Source organism: Staphylococcus sp. TCBT05, from assembly GCF_055179755.1.
Genome location: NZ_JBUQDQ010000032.1, coordinates 1 through 14,878, shown reverse-complemented (window position 1 = coordinate 14,878; position 14,878 = coordinate 1). Strand labels below are relative to the sequence as shown.

The following is a 14,878-nucleotide window of genomic DNA, read 5'->3' as shown; positions in this document are numbered from 1 at the left end:
TTACCAATTAATCCCATTGACATAAATAAACATCTATGATTTACGATATATTCATTCTCAAAATAAAAAGAGTCACGGAACAAATTCCGCAACTCTCTATCATTTATGCGTTTCTCCAATTCACTAAATCTCCACGTATCCACATACGATTACCGAGGTTATACCATGTATAGCCACCTTCTCCTATCGTACTACCCCATGATTGCCATTCGCTACCACGGTAGACACGTCCATTACTACCACCCGCCGTATTAATACTAGATTGCGTTGTAGGCTCTGTACGGATAAGCGCTGTATCTACTTTGACAGTAACAATACCTTGACTACCTGTTACGTGTACATCCTCTCTAGGCGCCTCATTTCGACCTGTAACAGCTTGTCCTGTTACACTTGTTACGATTGCTCTACACATCTTATCAAAGTTGTTTTCGTAGGCTTGCATGTTACCCGCATGACCTAAGAAGCAAACCTCTATTAAAATAGCAGGTGCGTTCGTACCATTTAAGACAGCTAGGTCTTTCCCTTGTTTCGGTCCACGGTCACGAATACCCAAAGCACTAGCAACCGCGCTACTTACTTTAGCAGCCAACTCTCGTTGGTCATAATACCAAACCTCTACCCCACCAACTTCACTTTCACCTTGGTTAAAATGGATTGCTGTGTCTCTACGATCTCTTGTGTGACTGTTACAATTCGCAATGATATTATTTAAGTTTTGGCGTTGTGTGAGTCCTACATCATCAGTTGTGATTGCGTAGTTAATACCATTCTCAGCGCATATTTCAGCGATTCTTGCTACGACTCGTCTTGTTTCGACTTCCTCTTTATATCCGTTCGCGTGCGCTCCTGTCACAAACGCATTATGTCCCGCGTGAAAAGTTACTAATTTACTCATTTTACATTCCTCCTTATGGTTTTAAAATCCATGAACCGTTTATATACATGATTAACGGGTCGCCCGTATCAACTCTATCTGCCAACATACTGATATACCCATCTGTTTTTACAAGTAATGAAATCGGTGCAAAGCTACCATCTTTTTTAGTGTATGCTCCGGCAACCATCGTTTTTTGTTTCGGTTCATACCCTAAGGGTACTTTTCCAATATTCATATTTTTACCATTATACCCTTGGAATACCATACCATTTAATACAACAACGCTATTTTGTTTTGTAACACGTAAACCAGCTTCGGTATGGTAGAAAGGTTCAGATAATCCTGTATCTAAACTAACAACAATACTTTTAGAGTCGTCATTAGATGTATAAAGTGTTTCCGCCTTTTTCTCTGTTAATAGACGTCGCCCACCTTCATAGACGCCTTGTGTATCACCCGTTTCACTCGACCAAACAAGGGTATACCCACGTTCGGTAAATTCCATGTCTACCTCGAAATATTCCTTGCATTCGATTGAGTGATAGACGATTACACCACCCCTTGAATAAGAAGATAGAACAAGATAGAGAAAGTGAAATCCTTCCGGGTCTTTATATACTTCAAATCGGTAACTATCTTCACGGGAATCCCCAACTTTCAGTAAGGACGGTTTGAGAAGTGAAGCAGACCCACCATTTCGAACACCGAATGAAAAGGTGTATAACGGTTGTGCTGTACCCGTGAAACCAAAGTTACTTTGCGGAAAAAGTTGTCCTTGCAGAACAGACCCTTCCGCACTATCAACCGGGTTTCTTGATTGAATTCTAGCAACCTTATAATAAAGAGGGCGTTCATTCGTTTGCGGTAACCTCTTTGTTTTTGTTTCTATGACCGGAAACGGTTTAACAAGTCCCATAAGTTACACCCCTAACAGTCGAACCATTCCATTTCCGGATTGGCGCACAAATGTTATTTTATTTGCTTTCCTTGTAAACTCTGATAATTGTTCACCGGGTTTCAAACGGATTGTCACGTTTTTACCTGATAACAAATTTGGATTTAATGCATTATCATCAAAGTTTAGGAATAGATCAGTGTCGCCTTCATTCACTAAGTACGAGAATTTAATGACGTCACCTACATTACATACATAGTTCCCTGTCCCAATCAATGCTTCGAAATAGAAGTGACTTGCTCGCACCGGGTCATTCGTAACCTGTACAGGTGGCATAGCAGAAATGGAAACCCCGCCTTCTACGTTCACACTTCCGATATGACTTGTACCTTCAGCAAGTGGCGGTAGTTTTGCTACAGTAACCGCTCCGATATGATTTGTACCCGGCGGCAATGTTTGTAGCATAAAACTAACAGCAGGCATTTCTGTCACAATTACTTTCCCTAGATTGTTGTTCCCGGCAGGTAGCGCACTTGAAAATCCTTTTACAATGACGTTCCCGTCTGTCCCTCCTGTACCACCGCCACCACTTGGTGCACTTGCACTATTGGCAAGTACAGCGGGGTTAAATGGCTCATTGAATGATGTTAGAATGATACGTGCCGTCACGTCGCTATCATTATAAATTTCGATTTGGGAAGACCCTTCTTTTCTTGCTAGGATGTTTCGTCCATTACTTGGAACCATACATTCATATTCATGCGGACTCGGTAGGACACGAACACCCGCGTATAGCGTCGCTACAGATAGATTGTTAATGTCATAATGATTTGGTCTTGTATCTTCAAATACGTGTGTATACGCCATTCTAGGCGGTAATGTGAGCGTGACCTCACGCCATGTATTATCCTTTGCCATGTTCTCAACTCCTTAAAATACTTTTACTTTCATGTCCGGGAATGCTTGGAAGAAGAAATACACAGCTATGATTAAAAAGACCAATATCATAACAGCGCGTATGATTCCCATAAAAGCACTCGTGATAAAACCTTTGTCGGAATTTGGGGAAGCCGTTCCCGTGCTTAGGTCACCGCCACCGTCACCTTTAGGTCTATCAATCAATGTTTTATCGCCTACATACATTTTCCCGGCTTGGTGTTTTCCCTCTTGCCACCCCACATGAACATGGTCATAATGTCCAGCAGTTTGCCATAACACTTCCGTAAATAGCGGTGACGTTTTCGCCCATTTTGCAAATTCGTCCATTTTATCTTTCGAACCCGCGAAGTCCATAGCCATGCCTTGGGAATGGCTATCCGGTCTTCCGCTTGGTCCGGTAGAACCGGGGCGATAACCACTCGTGAACCTGAGACCAAGGGATAACGCCTTGTCATAGACTTGTTTCAACTTGTCGTTTAGTTTGAGTCCCTTTATGTCCGCCATTCGTAGCACCGCCTTTCGGTTTTACTTTTTTATATCCCTTGGATCGTGGGGATGACTTTGTAACTTTCTTTGCTCCGCTCTTTGCCGTTGCTTCCACTTGTGGGAATGCCTTGGCAAAAAAGAGAACACAAGCCACAAAAGCCAATAGAATAAGCAAGGCACGAATGACGCCATTAGCGACGCTTGTGAATATTCCACGTTTATCACTCCCTCCACCGGCAGGAACGCTTCCTTCTCCGGTGTATGGCGTCCCGTCGTCATACTTGTCTAATCCATTTTGTTTAATAATAGAAATCAGTTGTCCCGCATAATTTGGGTCGGTTGCATAACCGCCCGCTTTAATCCCTTTTGCAAAGTCCTCAAATGTTTTCGCACCTTGCAACTTGGAAGCATAGCGCGGTGTTTGCAAGAGTCGTGCATGGTCAGCCATTGACTCATAATAACTGTTGTATTTTCGGAATCCAGAAACACGACCACCGCCCGCGTCATATTCTTGTGACCATACGGTGTATGTCCCGGCGGGTCCGACTCCTTTAATACCGAATAGATTCTTTGCATTATAGGCAAGACCGGACATTCCCCCGGGATTCTTACCACTAGATTCAAAGACCATTTGACCGAGAATAATAGAAGCCGGGATTCCTGTTTCTTTTTGGATTCGTTGCGCGTCGTTTATGAATGGTCTCACATCTAAAGCCATATTATCACCACGTTTTTATTATGTTTGTTCCGGCATTTGGCGCGTCTTTTGCTTGTACTTGCCCGGTGTGAACATTACCGGTCATTTTCTCTTGTCTTGCTTTCATGGATAATTGACTGATTAACTCTTTATCAGCAGAGAAACCTTTCACGTAGTAATACTCACGATCACCCGCGTATCCGTTCGGGTCACGGAAATGGTCTACCACACTTGATGTAATCCCGTTAGCGATTAAGTAGTTTTGCATTTTCACCGCGTCATTTAGGTCTGTATAGTCACCGCTACGTAATTGTGTATATTCCGATGGCGCTTTTTTTCCTGTTGCTTCTAACAGCGCGTTCATAATTTCCTCTTGTCGTCCAACAAGTGTATTCATTCCATCTTGTACAACCGAGTTTTGACTACCGAGCGTTGGATAGTTTGTGTAGTAGTCCTTCAATTCTTCCTCTACAGCTTCCTGAGAAGAACCGCTATGATTTGCCTTTCCCACAAAAAGAGCCACTAGGACGACGGCAATTCCGCCCCCTAGTAATAGCATCTTTTGTTTTTTGTCAAACTTCGGTTTATGTTTTCCACCACCCCCGCCACTTGCAGGAGGGTCGAGTTTTTCAAATTCTGGCATTCCCTACACCCCCATAATTGGATTCCCGAAATAATAGCCTTGTGGGAAATCCTCTCTTCGAATTTGTTCGTTTTGCAAGTTTGGGCGTGTTTTTTCCCACGGTTCCCGTATCGGGTCAGCCACAACCATTTTTGGTTGCTTTGCCGTATGCTTTACTAATAAGGCATAAGAGCCGAGGTACTCGTCCAACTCTACATTTAAATTGATGGAAGGTGCATATACAGGTTTGTCCAATGTTTGGAACGCGTGACGGTTTAAGTTGTCGCGCTTGTAATCCATATAAACCCCTCCTATCGTCCTTGTAATGTTTTAATGCCCGCAATTGAGTTTTTACCCATTGCTTCAATGATTGACACTGTTTCTCGACCATTTGAAAGGAACAAATAAATACCAATGAGCATTCCAATTCCCGCGATCATATCGAATACTTTTGTCATACTCTCACCTCATTTAATAGTTTTATAAACTTGTCCGAATTTGTAACAACCATACTCATTAACACGAGTAGCAAAAATCCATTTGTCACACGCTCATTCGTAAAGGATTGTAATAGGACGGTCACGGACATGAAAAAGATGACGAATGGCATTGACTCCGTAAATTCTTTCATTTAAACCACCCTTTCACCGTGCCCCACGTATCCTCGAATAAGTCCTCCCAACTGTATCCGAGCCACCCCTTATCTTTGTACGCGTTCGTTTGGGCGCGTTTCTTGCTTTGCTCAGAAAGTCGTTCTAACACTTCTTTCTTTTTGGGGTCTTTTTCATTTTTTGCGGGTTTCTCGAACATCATTTCACCCGCTTTTTTATCCGCTTCTTTTTGCGCTTCCCTTGTATTCTTTGTTGTTTCTTTTACAGACTCTTTTGCACCGTCCACGACTTTCTCAGCGACTTCCCCCGGGCTTGGCATGGATAAGTCCGGTGTCATCATTTGCGCCAACTTTGACAGACGTTTCTTTCCGACAAAATCGTCAAATACGAGCCATAAAAACAAAAGGGATAGAGTGAGAAACGTTAAACCTTTCGCGTCGTTGTTCACATGTCATCACGCCTTTTTCTTTCGAATTACAAAGAACCATAAAGCAAGAATGGCAACAACTAGGATTAATGATTTACTCATGCTTACCGCCACCATTCTTTTCAATTGCTATCTTTAAATCAGTTAACGCACCCGTCATGGCTTGTGTATCCTTTGATTGTTTTGTCATCATAAAAATAGCCGTGAAAATCGGGAATCCCACTTGACTAATGAATTGAGCAATCTCATTCATGACTTACAACCTCCCCGCCACATAACCGAATGCGATTATGATAATAATGAATAAACCAATGGACTTCCAAATGCTTGCACCTGTCACCGGGTCGGACTTCGGTTTCACATCTGTCTTGATGTCCTTTTCATCCACTAATACAACTTGGTCACCCATTTCCGCTACGGTGATTCCACTTGTCGTATTGAAACCCGTATCCGGGTATAGATCGTGATAGAAATGATTCAGTCCCATTCTGTTCCCTCCTTATAAATAGGTAAGGAGCATAAAGCCCCTTACATTTGTAGTCTTGATAATGTTTCCGAAACCACTGTGACCTTTCCGCCTACATTTGTAGAAAAACGGAACCAGAATTCAGTTAAACGCTCACTGTCAATATACCTATATACCCCGTCTTTCGACGTATTTAAAAGGGAGTAGACTATACCACCATCTGTTCTAGATGCCCCTTGGTAGTCGTTGAGGGCTTGCCACACGTCGTGACCTATCCCTGCTGATTGTCCATTGTTTCATCGTTACGATTGTCACACTTTGGTACGCAACGCTTTAGGAGTTTCCAGCATATTCAGGGTTTTCCTTACACATCCCTATGCAAGGGGACAATATTGTTTATCCCGTGAGCCACCTAAATTTGGTACACCTTGGTTACTGAAGTCAAAGCAATACACACCCGGTGGAAGTGGATATCCTAAGTCAGAATGGTTTTTATGAACCAATACTTCCGGTTTGATATTATACGGCGTGTCCGCTTGGTTAAAGACAAGCTCCATATTACCCGTGAAGTCTTTTGGCTCTAGCGGTTTCCCGTTTGAATCCTCAATATAGAATAGTAGTTTACGATAAATCGTCCCTACATTTAGTTTTAAAATGTTTTGTCCACCACCCGAGAAAATGTCCGATTTCGATTGAACAAGTTTTAAGACACTCATATCAGGCTGTCCACCAGGAATACTTGGAATCGAAAACGTTTCAATTACAGGTGTGATTGACATAGATTTAAATACAACTTGGTCATTATTTGATGGATTTAATTTATACGCATTTGCTAACGTTTCGACGTTAACTGTCAAATTCACGTTTGATGTGTTATTCTGTAACATAACCATACCAACAGGGTCACGGTCATTTAAACTAACAGGGATAGGAAGGGTAAATTGAATTTCATTATCCTTTCCCGCAGTTGTCGCTACATTTTCTACATAGTTTAATGATTGTTTCGTAGAACCGGGAAGTAATACATCAGGATGTTGTCTTAATGTGTTCATCATGAATAATTCTTTTCCGGAACAGATGTATGGCGAGAAACCATTATTTAAATTGAGTTCTACTCGGCGTAGGATACCATAAGGACTCATAGGGTCACGTTGGATTGTACCCGACGTACTTTTCAACGTGGCTACAGCTTTGACATGTAACCATATTTTTGTTAATAAACGTGCTTTCGGTAATGTGAAGTCAAGTGTCATACCCTCTTGTGTGACAACTTGCGTTGGTAATGTTTGTTGATATTGACGTGTCGACGTTGCCCAAATCATCGCTCTTTGTTGCGGTGAATATTGCTCTTTCTGTTGTGCCATTAGTTTGTTCCTCCTTCAGCTTGTCCGCGTGTCGCGTCTTGTTCACGTTTAATACGTTCTAATTCCGCTTGTTTTTGTTCATAAGCTAATCGTTCTTTACGCTCACCTTCGCGTAATTCGAAATCAGCAAACACCTCGTCCGATGTGACAAATTCAGCATCTTCATAACGATTTTTAAATTCAACAAGTTGCGCAAACGTCGGTTTCACTCCGCTAAAATGCGTGTTAATCAATTGCATATTTCCATTCAATACTTTTACAACGTGCATGTTATACCGCCTCCGCAATCGGTCTTACAACCGGAATATTGTACTTCTCAGAACCTTTTTTAATAATGTAAATAAAGATCATTGTGACGAATGTTGATACAAACATAGATACCCACCATGACGGGCTAAATAGTTTACCCATTTTCATTTCCTCCTTTATACGGCTTGGACAACTTCACTTAGTCCTTTCACCGGATGTTTTGTTAAAATCGCTTTCGCCATGACTGTTAACAGTACAAACATGAGCCATAACACAATAATATTTTTGAGTCCGACCCCTGCAAATTTACCCTCCACATTGTCACCCCCTTTCAAAGTTTCAAAGTGGCGCGAACGGGTTCGTCGTCACTATCCCGCATATACCAGAAATTACGATAACCCGGTTTGTCCATAAACATATCAGACCCCAAATCATCGGCAACACGTTTTCTATCCGCCACTTTATTCAAGTCAAAAATAAAGAAGTGTGTAGAGTTGGACATAATATCCGATGGAATGGTTGCAGGTCTTTGTGTACATGCCCATACGACGGAATCCACAAAGCGTCCTCGCTGATAAAGGTGTTTCATATGATACGGATACTTACTTGGACTTGGACAAACTTGCATTAACTCGTCTATCCATAAAATTGTGTTATGTCGCTCATACACCCATTTCATAAGCGCGTCATAATACTCTTCATCTTGCTCTTCCGGAATCGGGCAATAAATTACCTTTTTCGTGCGGGCTTCGGCTACTTCTTCTAGTGTCTCGACCAGTACAAAGTCTTTCCCTTCCTTTAACCCATACCATAGGTTCTCGCCTTTCTTCCGTCTCTCAAGTGACTGTCCTTTTGTATCTAACATAATCACATGATCGTACCCGGCTAGGTAAACCTCAGCAAGAAACGATTTTCCGCTACCTGTTTTACCAGCTATAAAAACATGTTGGTCAGTCGGGATTGCTTGCATGTTTCTTCATTCCCTTCTTGCTGTAACTCCTTTCCGTGCGTAAAACACCTTTTCCATTTCGTAACGCATTAAATCGTGACGAATAGGGGATACGTGGTAGTAACGTGTTGAAATAATGCTCGTCCATACGGTGGCAAATATCACCGTATTCAAAGACCACATATTTCTCACCAATCGTTACAAACCACTCGTCCAGTTTTGGTAAGCACGGACACCAATTTGTACGCCAATCATCAAGCGGTATGGAATAGATACACCTACTCGCCCGGATAAGTACCGTATTGGACATAGTCAATCACTTCTTTCAGCTTTTCAAGTCCATTGTCGATTTGTTCGTCAAAGTCCTCAAAATGGAGCGCTTGCCGGAATGAGTTGATTGAGTTCCCCGCTAAAAGTTTGACTGGAAGCGGTAGATTCTCTAGCACTTGGTCCGCTACTTGCTCCAGTCGTTCCTGTTTTGTTTCCCCCGGCGTTTCCGGTAGGCTGAATTGATTTAGCATAATTTGTTACCACCTGCGCTTTCTTCTGTTTTCTTGTGGCTTGCCACATTAAGAATTTTGGTACAAAGATTGTAAAGCATGCGATAGCAAGCGCAATCGCGTCACTATTTTCCCCGACTTTTTCGAGTGCTGCGGTTTTTGCTAACATGTTCTCTATCGGTTCACATAGCGTATTAATTTCTGTTTCACTTAAAGCCCATATTTCAAACCCTTCACGGGTAGCCACCATTTGTGACACTGTCATGAGTATTGGTTTCAATTGCAAAATTTCCATTGACGGTGCTTTTGATTTCCCGCTAGATCGGGAAGAAGATTTTGTATTCGCGCGCGAACGGGCTTTTCGTTCCCTGTCCTTTTTGCGCTTCTCTTCTAACTTCTTTTCCTCTTCAGACATTTCCGCTTCTTTACCGGGAACGTCTAAAACAGCCAATTTAGGAAGCCCTTTTTCTTCGGCTTGTCCGTTTCCTCCACTTCCTCCACTTCCGGCTCCTCGTCTTCCTCGACTTTTGGTTTCGGTGGTACTGGTACTTTTTGCGTTCCCTGTTGTTCCTCCACTTTCGGTGTTACTAGGTCTATCAGCTTTTGTGCCCATGCTGGTGCTTCCTCCTCGCTTTTTGATTTTGGTTTACGTTTTGGTTTCGGCTTTTCATCTTCCTCTTCTTCCTCGTCGTCATCGTCTTCGATGTCGTCCAAATCTTCCTCTTCCTTCTTTTTGGCGAAGAACTGTCCGTCCCCGAATCGTAATAGAAAGGGGTTTTCTTCAATTGCTTTTAGCATATCGTTCATGTATCTCACTCCTTAAAATAGAATGTTTGTTCTGTATATGTATACTATAATACGAACGAGTGTTCCGCATAACGTCACACGTGTGTCATTTTGGACAAATAAAAAAGACTAGCAACTTTGCTAGTCCTTACTTGTTTTTGGATATAAACTTTGAACATCATAGTTATATTCTCTATTTCCGCTAGGTGTATCATGTATCTTTATTTCTTCCCAAACGATACTTTCTAATCTACTAATTATTTCTTCTGTTTTATAGTGATCTCTTTTCGTGACCTTTAGTTCACGTAACCACGATATTAAATCATCCTTCACCCTTCTTCCCCTCCGCATTCTTTTCTAGTTCCTTGTAGTCTTCTTTTGTTACTTGCATTAACCTATTGATGACATAGTCCTTGCTTACGACTTGTTTGCTAGATTGTGATAGTTCAATGATAAAGTCGAGCAATTTGTCACGCATACCTTTTCCCTCCTTATAACAACTGGATGGCTCTAGGTCTTTGATGTACTCTCCTAATTCGTCCTTTACTTTCCAATTGCATTAAATAACGATGTGCGGTCTTATGACTTACGTACATACGACTCGCCATATCGCGCACACTCGGCGCGAACCCAAACTCTTCCATATACCCGCTTATACATTCTAACGTATCCTGTTCCCTTGGCGTCAACATTTTCGTCACTCCCTATTATAAGAAACTTAATTCGCCTAATAGTTCTTTCATGTCCCATCCTGTCTTTTTACACCAATCTTGGATTGGCATTCCCTCATTTGAAAAACACATGGCTTTCGCTTTTGAGGAATACTCTTTATAAAGTCCATATAACTTCCTTTGCTTTTTCTCTGGTATTTGTATCTTTCCAAACTTCATACAAAGTTCCTCTACTGCATTCATATCATCGTTAAACTCTTCCAATCTTTCATACCATTCGTCAAACTCATACTCTGACTTTTCGTCCTTATTTTCCCCATAGTCATTACGAACTAGAGGTGAGGTAATATTTTTATTTAGATCAATGTTTCTTTTTTGTTCCCTAGCAAAATTAATTGTTTTATGCATTTCCGCTAGTTCATTCATTTCTATATTATTTTTAGATTTCGTCAAGAATTTTTGAACACGTTCCCCGCCTTTATAAATAGGAATTTCCGCTTTTCCTCTTTTTACTTGTAAGTACCATTTTTTAAATGTATTATAATCTAGTTGTTCCTCTACTACCCATTTCGGAACGCCTTTCATTCGTAATACTTCCTTATACTTTCCACCCTCAATTGTTTTTTCAGCATACATTTTAGGTTGAAAATATAGTCCCTCAATGACATATCCCTCTAGCTTCCATTTCCCATATTCTTTGTCGTGTACCATCTTGTCCGGAAACTTTGTAGTTGTTGCGCAACTGTCCGTATCACAATACGCAAGAATCCCTTTTGCATGTGCATACTTCAAACCTTTAAACAATATAATTCTAGCAATAGAAGTAATATAAGCCGAAATATGAGGTTGTATGTACTCTGCCATTGCATATCCGTCATACTCTAAAAACTCCATATAAATACCATTCATATCATAAATGATTTTACTTACTGTATGTCCTTCTGCCTCAAGCTTTTCACGTTGTGACACATCAGCATACATGATACGTTCCCTTTGCATAGCAAACTTTCCATACAAAGCATTCTGCATTAATTTTGCAAATGTACGCTTTGCGCCTTTACTCGTATTCTTTATTTGCTCAAAATGAGAAATAAATTCGCGGAATATCGGACTTGTCTTTTCAAACACAACGCCACTTTCAATTTTTTCTATTGTACATCCTTCCGCTTCTGCTAGTGCTAATTCCGGAAATGTCCATACGCCTTCTATTCTACCAACTGGAAAAATTAACTTACCCGTATAATCTTTCTTCGGTAGGACAGGAATATATTTATCTTCTGGTACGTATACCTTCGCGTGTATAAAACCTGCTCCAAATCTTCTTCTTTTCCATAGATCGTAAGAGAGTTGTGCTTCTTCACTATCAAGTACATTCGGATAGCCCACCGGCATTTCCGCATTTTTCATAACATAAGGGTATAAACTATTTACATCATAGTGGTATCCATCTGTTATTCTAGGTGTGAAAACTTCCGTTCTACCACCATAGTAACCCTGTCTAACAAAGGATTCTAGTCCTTTTCCTAACTGTTTATGATTGTATTGTTTCGTGGAAATAGCAACTTTATAATCCTTCTTATACTGTTCCTTATAGACTGTTTTCGCTAAAGATGCTGTAGTCGGACAATTAACAAAATGCTCAACGTCCAGTTTTGAAAGTCCGATAACAATTTCTAAAATCTTGTATAGACTTCGACAGTCATACTCCATATACTCACATAATACAGGATCATCTTTATCTACTGTTTTGAAGAAGTTTCCTTTTGTAAGTCGATGATTCATTTTGTGATTTTTTACATTATAAATACCAAAATGATTCTCTTCCATATAATCGACAATATCTTTCTTTCCATCCTCTAAAAGCTCGAAATCTCTACATAAGTTTTCAAGTGAAGACGGTAGCAATCGGAAGCTATCATGTAGTATAATATGAGAAGCGGTAAACGTTACTATATTACCATTGATAAATAGCGAGTTATCAAATGTCGGTTCGGCATAGTCACGTAACTCTGCTATGATCTTGGAAAGGTCGAAGTCTAGGTTATGTATATATACATGACAGTCATATGCTTTGTACTTTTCAAACACTGGTAATACGTCTGCAAACGTATAGCCAGTATAGTATTGTTTTCCATCGAATAGTCCAATTCGAAACACGTCGCCGTCCAAACCACGTGTTTCAGTATCTAGCGTAAAGAGTTTAATCTCTCTACGCTTTTTTCTATTAGTAGAAGTCATCATTATCCCACCAGTCTTTTCCGTGTGATTTTACATCATATATCTTTTGTATCTCTTCCGCATTTCTATGGGCTTGTCTATACGGTAAGGAACGTAGCTTGTCCAATAGTTCCCTTAAATACTTGTCACGCTCTTTCACATCGTACACGCCCACCATAATCGTTTCTATGGCCGTTAATAGTTTTGTTAGTTCTTTTCCTTGCCCTTGATAAATCTTTACATACCCATGATTCTTCCAAAGTGTATTTGTTTTAGACACGTCACGCTTTGGAACAACACGTATAGCAACCCTTCCTAAAAAGAGTTTATTTTGCGCGTTCTGTAACCACCCTATTATAGATTTTGTAATTTGACTACGTGACCTTGTATTGTTTCTCTTTTTAAAGTCATAAATAAATTTGCTATCTGTCTCACCTGTAAAGTCTTGATAGTATATTAATAGAAAAGGCGCTTCCCTATCTTGTTCTTTTTTAATTCTTTCTATTTCGGGAAGTAACTTTTTCCAAGAGTTATACTTACTCGGTGATAGTCCCCACTGTTTTGCTAGGTTTGCTATTTCCCTAGCACGCTCTCTATTTTTCCTATTATGCGCTTTCTTTTTATAAACAGTTTCTAACTCTCTACCTTTCAGCTTCTTTGTTTCTTTCTTACTATAACCTTCTGAAACAAGTAACGACTTTTTACGTTTCGTTTCTAATTTCTTCTTTAACCGTTTATTTGCCATTGTATCACCTACTTATAAAGCCATGTGACCCGTAACAACTAGGTCACAGGTCTTTGGCTTACATGGCTTTCTTTTCTGTAATAGAGTTCATAAAGTTTGCTATCACATTATCAATATTAGACATAGCTGCAACCATGTCTAACTCTTCTTTTGTTAACACGACGGATGTTTCATCTTCTTCTAACTTTTGCTTCAAATGCACCATTCCATTAAAAGAGACAAATTCCAGTTCTCGTTCATTTGTCCGAATAGATACTTGAACTAAGTTTTTAATAGCGTTCACGACCGCACCATCCTTTTATGTTTTAAAAAAGAGGATACACAATGTGCACCCTCATTCATTTGTTACAAAATTAGCCTTGTAGTTGAAGAGTTAATGTTTTAAAGCCTTTACGTGTTTTCACTTCTGCCGGAACAATTTCTAATGGTTCGTTCCAAGGTGCTGGGCCTACAATGCTAATAATCTTTTGAATAGATGATACGACACCTTGTGACACCGCGTGGTATGCTTTACCGTTCTTATCAATTAAAACAACACGTAATGCGTCCACATCTTCTTTTGTCACTTCATCTTGTAGAGTAATAGCATGAGCAACCATGTCCGTGATTTCTAATACTTCACCTCTATGATCTGCTAGAGCATTCTCACTAGAGTTGATAGCATTATAAACTTTGATAGCTGATTTACGGTCTTTGCTTTGAATAGATGAGAAGAATACGTCCTTCGCTCCGTCCGCTTCAAAGATTGAAGGTGACACCTTGTCCACTGTTACGATGTCATTTGTATTTACCTGCTCGTCCACTACCGCGATTTCGTTAACCTCTGTATTTAATTGTTTAGTATTGTTTTCCATTGAATATTCCTCCTATTAATTGTCCATTTTATTTTTATTTTCCAATAGTCCTTTTGCATCTTCCTCTTTAATGAGGAATTTGTTTGCTACTTTTGAAGCGTCCAACTTTCCAGAATGTATCATTCTATGGATAGTCTTTTTATGAACACGCAATAAGTCTGCAACCTCTTGCGCAGTCAGTAGTTTACTCATATTACATATGCACCACCTTCTTTTCACTTGTATAGAGAGTATGTATCGTGTCTCGATTTGTCCCGTTTGTCCCTCTCTGCTACCAATATTACCCGAAAGTTACCAGTAATGCAAATGTTTTTATGTTACAGTTATGTTACAAAAACCGAACACTAATAAAACGCTTGTTCGTTTTCAACTCATTTCCTATTATAGCACCCTTGGAATATCTTGTCACACTTTTCCTTTTGGAAATTCCAATAAATTTTCCAAATTGTCAATAGTTAATTTTAGAAAATTTTGTATATCGTGTTTCATAAATGTTATTACATGTCAATAGGTAAATATTTTA

General features: G+C 40.1%; 28 protein-coding genes. All 28 read right to left on the bottom strand.

The window, feature by feature from the left end; all coding sequences use genetic code 11:
• Positions 1-103 precede the first annotated feature (103 nt).
• Positions 104-895, bottom strand: coding sequence for an N-acetylmuramoyl-L-alanine amidase (locus ACY191_RS06965; protein ID WP_463269987.1), 792 nt, complete (start codon positions 893-895; stop codon positions 104-106).
• Positions 896-908: 13 nt separating this feature from the next.
• Positions 909-1,382, bottom strand: coding sequence for a hypothetical protein (locus tag ACY191_RS06960; RefSeq protein WP_463269986.1), 474 nt, complete (start codon positions 1,380-1,382; stop codon positions 909-911).
• A 414-nt stretch (positions 1,383-1,796) separates the two neighbouring features.
• Positions 1,797-2,690 (bottom strand): hypothetical protein, encoded by an 894-nt coding sequence (locus ACY191_RS06955; RefSeq protein WP_463269985.1) that lies wholly within the window; start codon positions 2,688-2,690, stop codon positions 1,797-1,799.
• 12 nt (positions 2,691-2,702) lie between these two features.
• The gene (locus ACY191_RS06950) at positions 2,703-3,215 is read right to left on the bottom strand and encodes a hypothetical protein (protein ID WP_463269984.1); all 513 of its coding nucleotides are present in this window, start codon (positions 3,213-3,215) and stop codon (positions 2,703-2,705) included.
• Positions 3,163-3,915, bottom strand: coding sequence for a glycoside hydrolase family 73 protein (locus ACY191_RS06945; RefSeq protein ID WP_463269983.1), 753 nt, complete (start codon positions 3,913-3,915; stop codon positions 3,163-3,165). Before ACY191_RS06945 ends, ACY191_RS06950 begins: the two co-directional genes overlap by 53 nt.
• Before the next feature lie 4 nt (positions 3,916-3,919).
• Positions 3,920-4,537 (bottom strand): hypothetical protein, encoded by a 618-nt coding sequence (locus ACY191_RS06940; RefSeq protein ID WP_463269982.1) that lies wholly within the window; start codon positions 4,535-4,537, stop codon positions 3,920-3,922.
• 3 nt (positions 4,538-4,540) lie between these two features.
• Positions 4,541-4,816 (bottom strand): hypothetical protein, encoded by a 276-nt coding sequence (locus ACY191_RS06935; protein ID WP_000384936.1) that lies wholly within the window; start codon positions 4,814-4,816, stop codon positions 4,541-4,543.
• 11 nt (positions 4,817-4,827) lie between these two features.
• Positions 4,828-4,974, bottom strand: a complete 147-nt coding sequence (locus tag ACY191_RS06930; RefSeq protein WP_000169698.1) for a hypothetical protein — start codon at positions 4,972-4,974, stop codon at positions 4,828-4,830.
• Positions 4,971-5,147, bottom strand: coding sequence for a hypothetical protein (locus ACY191_RS06925; protein ID WP_000657808.1), 177 nt, complete (start codon positions 5,145-5,147; stop codon positions 4,971-4,973). The genes ACY191_RS06930 and ACY191_RS06925 overlap by 4 nt, the downstream gene beginning before the upstream one ends.
• Positions 5,144-5,575, bottom strand: coding sequence for a cytoplasmic protein (locus ACY191_RS06920; RefSeq protein WP_463269981.1), 432 nt, complete (start codon positions 5,573-5,575; stop codon positions 5,144-5,146). The genes ACY191_RS06925 and ACY191_RS06920 overlap by 4 nt, the downstream gene beginning before the upstream one ends.
• A 73-nt stretch (positions 5,576-5,648) precedes the next feature.
• Positions 5,649-5,807: a hypothetical protein gene (locus ACY191_RS06915; protein ID WP_001002156.1), complete on the bottom strand. Its 159-nt coding sequence runs from the start codon at positions 5,805-5,807 to the stop codon at positions 5,649-5,651.
• A gap of 3 nt (positions 5,808-5,810) precedes the next feature.
• Positions 5,811-6,041 carry a hypothetical protein gene (locus ACY191_RS06910; protein ID WP_000523934.1) on the bottom strand — a complete coding sequence of 77 codons (231 nt, stop codon included), beginning with the start codon at positions 6,039-6,041 and terminating at the stop codon, positions 5,811-5,813.
• A 41-nt stretch (positions 6,042-6,082) separates the two neighbouring features.
• Positions 6,083-6,283, bottom strand: a complete 201-nt coding sequence (locus ACY191_RS06905) for a hypothetical protein (RefSeq protein ID WP_463269980.1) — start codon at positions 6,281-6,283, stop codon at positions 6,083-6,085.
• A 111-nt stretch (positions 6,284-6,394) separates the two neighbouring features.
• Positions 6,395-7,384: a cytoplasmic protein gene (locus tag ACY191_RS06900; protein WP_257142872.1), complete on the bottom strand. Its 990-nt coding sequence runs from the start codon at positions 7,382-7,384 to the stop codon at positions 6,395-6,397.
• On the bottom strand, positions 7,384-7,653 hold the full coding sequence (locus tag ACY191_RS06895; RefSeq protein ID WP_000558562.1) for a hypothetical protein: 270 nt from the start codon (positions 7,651-7,653) through the stop codon (positions 7,384-7,386). Before ACY191_RS06895 ends, ACY191_RS06900 begins: the two co-directional genes overlap by 1 nt.
• A gap of 1 nt (position 7,654) precedes the next feature.
• Positions 7,655-7,795, bottom strand: coding sequence for a hypothetical protein (locus ACY191_RS06890; protein WP_000517095.1), 141 nt, complete (start codon positions 7,793-7,795; stop codon positions 7,655-7,657).
• 14 nt (positions 7,796-7,809) lie between these two features.
• Positions 7,810-7,950, bottom strand: a complete 141-nt coding sequence (locus tag ACY191_RS06885) for a hypothetical protein (protein WP_000398581.1) — start codon at positions 7,948-7,950, stop codon at positions 7,810-7,812.
• A 14-nt stretch (positions 7,951-7,964) separates the two neighbouring features.
• The gene (locus ACY191_RS06880; RefSeq protein WP_016090421.1) at positions 7,965-8,603 is read right to left on the bottom strand and encodes a hypothetical protein; all 639 of its coding nucleotides are present in this window, start codon (positions 8,601-8,603) and stop codon (positions 7,965-7,967) included.
• A gap of 345 nt (positions 8,604-8,948) precedes the next feature.
• Positions 8,949-9,533 carry a hypothetical protein gene (locus ACY191_RS06875; protein WP_463269979.1) on the bottom strand — a complete coding sequence of 195 codons (585 nt, stop codon included), beginning with the start codon at positions 9,531-9,533 and terminating at the stop codon, positions 8,949-8,951.
• A complete protein-coding gene (locus ACY191_RS06870; protein ID WP_463269978.1) occupies positions 9,521-9,889 on the bottom strand; it encodes a hypothetical protein in 369 nt (122 codons plus the stop codon). Before ACY191_RS06870 ends, ACY191_RS06875 begins: the two co-directional genes overlap by 13 nt.
• Positions 9,890-10,009: 120 nt before the next feature.
• Positions 10,010-10,201: a hypothetical protein gene (locus ACY191_RS06865; protein ID WP_463269977.1), complete on the bottom strand. Its 192-nt coding sequence runs from the start codon at positions 10,199-10,201 to the stop codon at positions 10,010-10,012.
• Positions 10,191-10,346, bottom strand: coding sequence for a hypothetical protein (locus ACY191_RS06860; protein WP_463269976.1), 156 nt, complete (start codon positions 10,344-10,346; stop codon positions 10,191-10,193). The genes ACY191_RS06865 and ACY191_RS06860 overlap by 11 nt, the downstream gene beginning before the upstream one ends.
• Positions 10,347-10,359: 13 nt before the next feature.
• Positions 10,360-10,560, bottom strand: a complete 201-nt coding sequence (locus ACY191_RS06855; RefSeq protein ID WP_000957403.1) for a LexA family protein — start codon at positions 10,558-10,560, stop codon at positions 10,360-10,362.
• A 15-nt stretch (positions 10,561-10,575) separates the two neighbouring features.
• Positions 10,576-12,777, bottom strand: a complete 2,202-nt coding sequence (locus ACY191_RS06850; RefSeq protein ID WP_463269975.1) for a DNA polymerase — start codon at positions 12,775-12,777, stop codon at positions 10,576-10,578.
• Complete coding sequence (locus tag ACY191_RS06845; RefSeq protein ID WP_463269974.1) at positions 12,764-13,501, bottom strand: hypothetical protein; 738 nt, start codon at positions 13,499-13,501, stop codon at positions 12,764-12,766. Before ACY191_RS06845 ends, ACY191_RS06850 begins: the two co-directional genes overlap by 14 nt.
• A 58-nt stretch (positions 13,502-13,559) precedes the next feature.
• Entirely contained in the window at positions 13,560-13,697 is a 138-nt protein-coding gene (locus tag ACY191_RS06840; protein ID WP_463269973.1) for a hypothetical protein, read from the bottom strand.
• A gap of 157 nt (positions 13,698-13,854) precedes the next feature.
• On the bottom strand, positions 13,855-14,355 hold the full coding sequence (locus tag ACY191_RS06835; RefSeq protein ID WP_440046422.1) for a hypothetical protein: 501 nt from the start codon (positions 14,353-14,355) through the stop codon (positions 13,855-13,857).
• Between the two features lie 15 nt (positions 14,356-14,370).
• A complete protein-coding gene (locus tag ACY191_RS06830) occupies positions 14,371-14,547 on the bottom strand; it encodes a helix-turn-helix domain-containing protein (protein WP_015976754.1) in 177 nt (58 codons plus the stop codon).
• Between the last annotated feature and the right edge of the window lie 331 nt (positions 14,548-14,878).